The 3,994-nt window shown below is 45.8% G+C and carries 5 protein-coding genes; all 5 read right to left on the reverse strand.

The features are described 5' to 3' along the window. On the reverse strand, nt 1–650 hold a 650-nt coding region (locus tag FAX86_RS21950; RefSeq protein ID WP_144395643.1), incomplete at its 3' end, for a phage tail tube protein. Between the two features lie 119 nt (nt 651–769). Then, nucleotides 770–1,228, reverse strand: coding sequence for a hypothetical protein (locus FAX86_RS21955; RefSeq protein WP_144395644.1), 459 nt, complete (start codon nt 1,226–1,228; stop codon nt 770–772). Further along, nucleotides 1,221–1,502 (reverse strand): hypothetical protein, encoded by a 282-nt coding sequence (locus FAX86_RS21960; protein ID WP_144395645.1) that lies wholly within the window; start codon nt 1,500–1,502, stop codon nt 1,221–1,223. Before FAX86_RS21960 ends, FAX86_RS21955 begins: the two co-directional genes overlap by 8 nt. A 5-nt stretch (nt 1,503–1,507) precedes the next feature. After that, complete coding sequence (locus tag FAX86_RS21965; RefSeq protein WP_144395646.1) at nt 1,508–1,828, reverse strand: DUF2190 family protein; 321 nt, start codon at nt 1,826–1,828, stop codon at nt 1,508–1,510. A gap of 75 nt (nt 1,829–1,903) precedes the next feature. Continuing rightward, nucleotides 1,904–3,943, reverse strand: coding sequence for a ClpP-like prohead protease/major capsid protein fusion protein (locus tag FAX86_RS21970; protein ID WP_205859287.1), 2,040 nt, complete (start codon nt 3,941–3,943; stop codon nt 1,904–1,906). Nucleotides 3,944–3,994 lie beyond the last annotated feature (51 nt).

The raw sequence follows: 3,994 nt of genomic DNA on the forward strand, positions 1-3,994 counted from the left end.
CGAATTTCACCAAAGCCATCCGGCGCGGACAAATCGGGCGGCATCACAATCGAATTATTCAGATTGATCGACAGTGCAGAAATGACGGCAGGAAATCCCGAAACACGAAATGCGGCATTAATCACGGGCGGAGGTGCCACCGCATGATATTCCGCCAGTAACAAAGGTCGATCGTTTTCTTCGGGAATGTGGCCGGTGAAGGTAAAAGAGACTTTGCCGGTGTCGCCCGTGGTTAAATTAAACTCGGCGGTACCACGGCATCCAGTTAACATTCTCTCACGACCATCTTGATACAATTTAATCGTGCAACTTTCTAAATCTTCACTCGCCAAATCGTAATAGACCGAAGAAAAAGGAATGACCGTTTCAGCAAAACCACAACATCGTAACGCGCGCCCTATTTCTGGCGGCACTCCGCGCTCACCCGAACCTTTTAACTCAGCGGTAAACGTCACTTGCGCGAGCGTGCCGGCAAAAATACTTTGCTCTTTACCGAACGTGGGTTTAATCACATTACGCTCGACCATTCTTGACTCCGCATAACTGAAGCTTAGATCCTCGACCAAAATACCATCACTGACACCAGGATCCGCATTGACGTTATAAGTCGATTCAACGGCGAGCGTAATCACTTCTCGTTTGACTAACATACGCTTTACCCCACATCGGTTTCACTATCTGGCGATTCATACTCGTCATCGCCAAGTGTCTTACTGCCACCTTTACGGGGCTTATAAATAACAGTATCCACCCTTTCCATAAATCACCTTTAATTTGTTGTGTCTGCTAAAACATCATCAACGCGTGCTCGATAATTGAGTTGCCATTGACTCATGAGTGAGCACACGGTACGTTCACCTTCGATGTTGACTTGTGGTGCTTCAAGTCCTAAATAACTCAGCACAATCGTATCCGGAGTTATTAATTCATTCGGTAATTGCAAATACTTGTGAACAAGCGCTTGAATATCGAGTGCGTTCAGCAACACGGGCTCAGTAATGTCATCCACTAAAATTGCGGAAACAGAAAACGAGACTTGATGATCGGCAACACCATAACTTTTCACAGAATCAATGGGTCGATCAGAAACGAATTCAATTGCCAGACAGGGCAATGAATCAGGTACCAATGACGTTGCCAACTGTATTTGGTCAACGACGCGCTCCTGATCTTTTATCGGTGTTAAGCGCTCGGCAATCACCTCTAAAATGCGACGAACTTTATGCACGTTTTAACTCCAACACCAATAGGCCATCTTCTATGCGTGGTTCGCGAACAATATAGTTTTCCCCGTCGAGTACGACCAACGAGTTCAAAGGAAACACCGCTTTGTACTGTGCATCGAGAAATACCAGCCATTCAATTTGATATCCCGCTTCGGTCAACATATTGCGTCGAAGTTCAATCACGTCATAAAACGTTTCACCCATCTTAATTCTGGGTTCACCGAAACGTTCCATCAGTGTTGTGTTCACTCGTGTTTGTAAACTTTGCCAAGTCATATTTTTTAAACGCCTGTCAATAAAACCAGCACATCACCCGAGTCATCGTGAACAAAGAATCCCGCTTTAACACCATCGGTACTGATCGTTGAAAACTCTCGGCTCGAGTTATGCCAATAGGCAATCGCGCCTTCACTCGGCGATTCACCGCTCGCAATGGGCAATTCAAAAACGCCTCGACGATGTCCTCGAAAGGACTCGCCCTCTAACGCAGAATTAAGTGCGACAACCATCATGTCGCCCATAAGATACGCGTTTCCTGAAACGACTCCGTCTACAGGAGCAATCAGATCCATCACGTTGCCATCGTGTCGATAATTTTTCATGGTGAAACCCTTTTTAAAGACATAAAAAAAGAGGCGGATGCCCCTCACTGAATTGGATAAAACTGGAATAACTTTTTATTGACCATTACCTTTAAATAAACCCATATAATCGAGCGCTTTAACACCAGCATCGATGCGCACTTTTGAAGCAACGCCATCGACCGTAAACCCTTCCTGTTGTTCGAGATACGGACGATCATTGCCGTCGAGATACGCCACTTCAACCGTATCGTGCATCGAAGGATTTGCAGCTAAATACCAGGACGCAGGATTGGCTGCGTCTAAACGCCCTTCGCTGATCACTTGTGCCATGCCTCGGACTTTATTAATCACGCCTGAGTTTTTTTGATTTTCAAGTGAGCTGCTCGACTCCATTAATTCTTTCGCCGTTCCCTCGAGTGCCGCTGGAATTAATAGATAAGCCGGTCGGATATTCAATGCCGTTTCGTGTTCACGTTTTTGCGTCGCCATTTGTGAACGCGCTTTATCCAAAGCGTTGACCGATAATGCCGACGACGCTCCTGATAATAGATTTTTATGCGACGCGTGAAAGAGTTCAGTACCACTCGATAATTTAGGGTTAGACGTCAACACTGCATACACCAAATCGCCCACGGTACGAATGGCCGCACGTCCCATTAACATCGGAATGCGTGTGAAGACTTGCAAATCATCATTAATGATCGCTTGTCGTGTAATCGTAAAAAGCTTGCCGTACGTTGCGAGCATAATCGGTTCGGCGCGGTCACCGACAGTGCCGTACGAATACTCAGCGCCTTCTTTCACTTCACTTAATGATGGATACGCATTGAGCGCAACGCGTTGCGTGACTTTAAAATCCGATAACGAACCTTTGTACGTCCATTGCTGAAAAGTTTCTTGCGCTTCCTCATAACCCCGTAACATGGCTTTGTGCGCAACATCCATCAATACATTACCAAAGTCACTCGTCGAATGTGTAAACGCCGCACCAACGAGCTCAAGTTTTGACGCATACGATGCGGTGCCTATACCCTTACATTGCAGAGCAGCTCGAGCCATTTCAAGTAATGACATGGTTTGATACGCACCCAAGTCTTTTACTTCAAGGCGGTCAGTAAGATGCGCTCGACATTGAAGTGCCATCACCATCGCATCTTTATCGGCATGACCATTATCAATGTAACTGCCATGAAATCCACCGCCACTCGGCGCAGATTGCTCACCGAGTTTTGCCAGTAATTGGGTCCTGGCATCATCCAAACTCAGGTCAACATCCGCGAGACACTCTGCTTGTAAATCATTCAGCTGTGGAAACGGTTTAAACGCTTCTATAATGGCTCGATTTCGATCACGTAACGATTCATTGGAAACTGAGTCGTCAGCATGATTGGTCGCAATAACGTCAGGCTCGTTCACTGTGTGTGTCATAGTCACTTCCTCATTTAATCGTGGAGAGGTTTGTTGTTCCGCTGTCAGGTTCTCAGCGATATTTTTTAACGATGTTATAAAGGGCTTCGAAACTTTGTGCTGCTCAAACTTTGCCAGTCGGGGATCACGTCCATCCAGTTTTGATAAATCGAAACTCGCAGCGAGTTCTATGGGTGGTGATAGTTGCGTTGCAAGTCCAAACGCGGTGGCTTCCTCGGCACTTAACCAAGTTTCTTCATCCAACATCTCGTTTAACACATCACTTTCCACGTTCATCACTTTTAAATAAGCGTTATTAAAGGTTAAACGAACTTTATCTAACAGCTCTGCCGCTTTCTTTAAATCTTTGGCTTCACCGAATACTGGCATGCGTGGATTATGAATCATCAACAGACTGTTCTCAGGCATGATTCGAACATCACCAACGGTAAAAATAATCGACGCCATGGAGGCCGCTAACCCATCGACACGAGTGGTAATGTTTGCCTCATGTTCCGCCAGTAAGTTATAAATGGCAGCACCATCAAACACCGAACCACCCGGCGAATTAATGTGAACCGTAAGCTCAGAAACTTGCCCTAATCCTTTTAACTCCGTCGCAAAGTCTTTTGCGGAAATCCCCCAGCCACCGATTTCATCGTAAATATAAATGTCTGCGTGACCTCGACCAGCCGCTTGCATGTGAAACCAAGATTTCTTCGACATTATGTTTCCTCTTTTTCAAATTCGCTTTCGGGTTTTTCTTCGGACGTAGAA

The sequence above is a fragment of the Pleionea sediminis genome, assembly GCF_007570825.1.
Taxonomy (GTDB): Bacteria; Pseudomonadota; Gammaproteobacteria; order Enterobacterales; family Kangiellaceae; genus Pleionea; species Pleionea sediminis.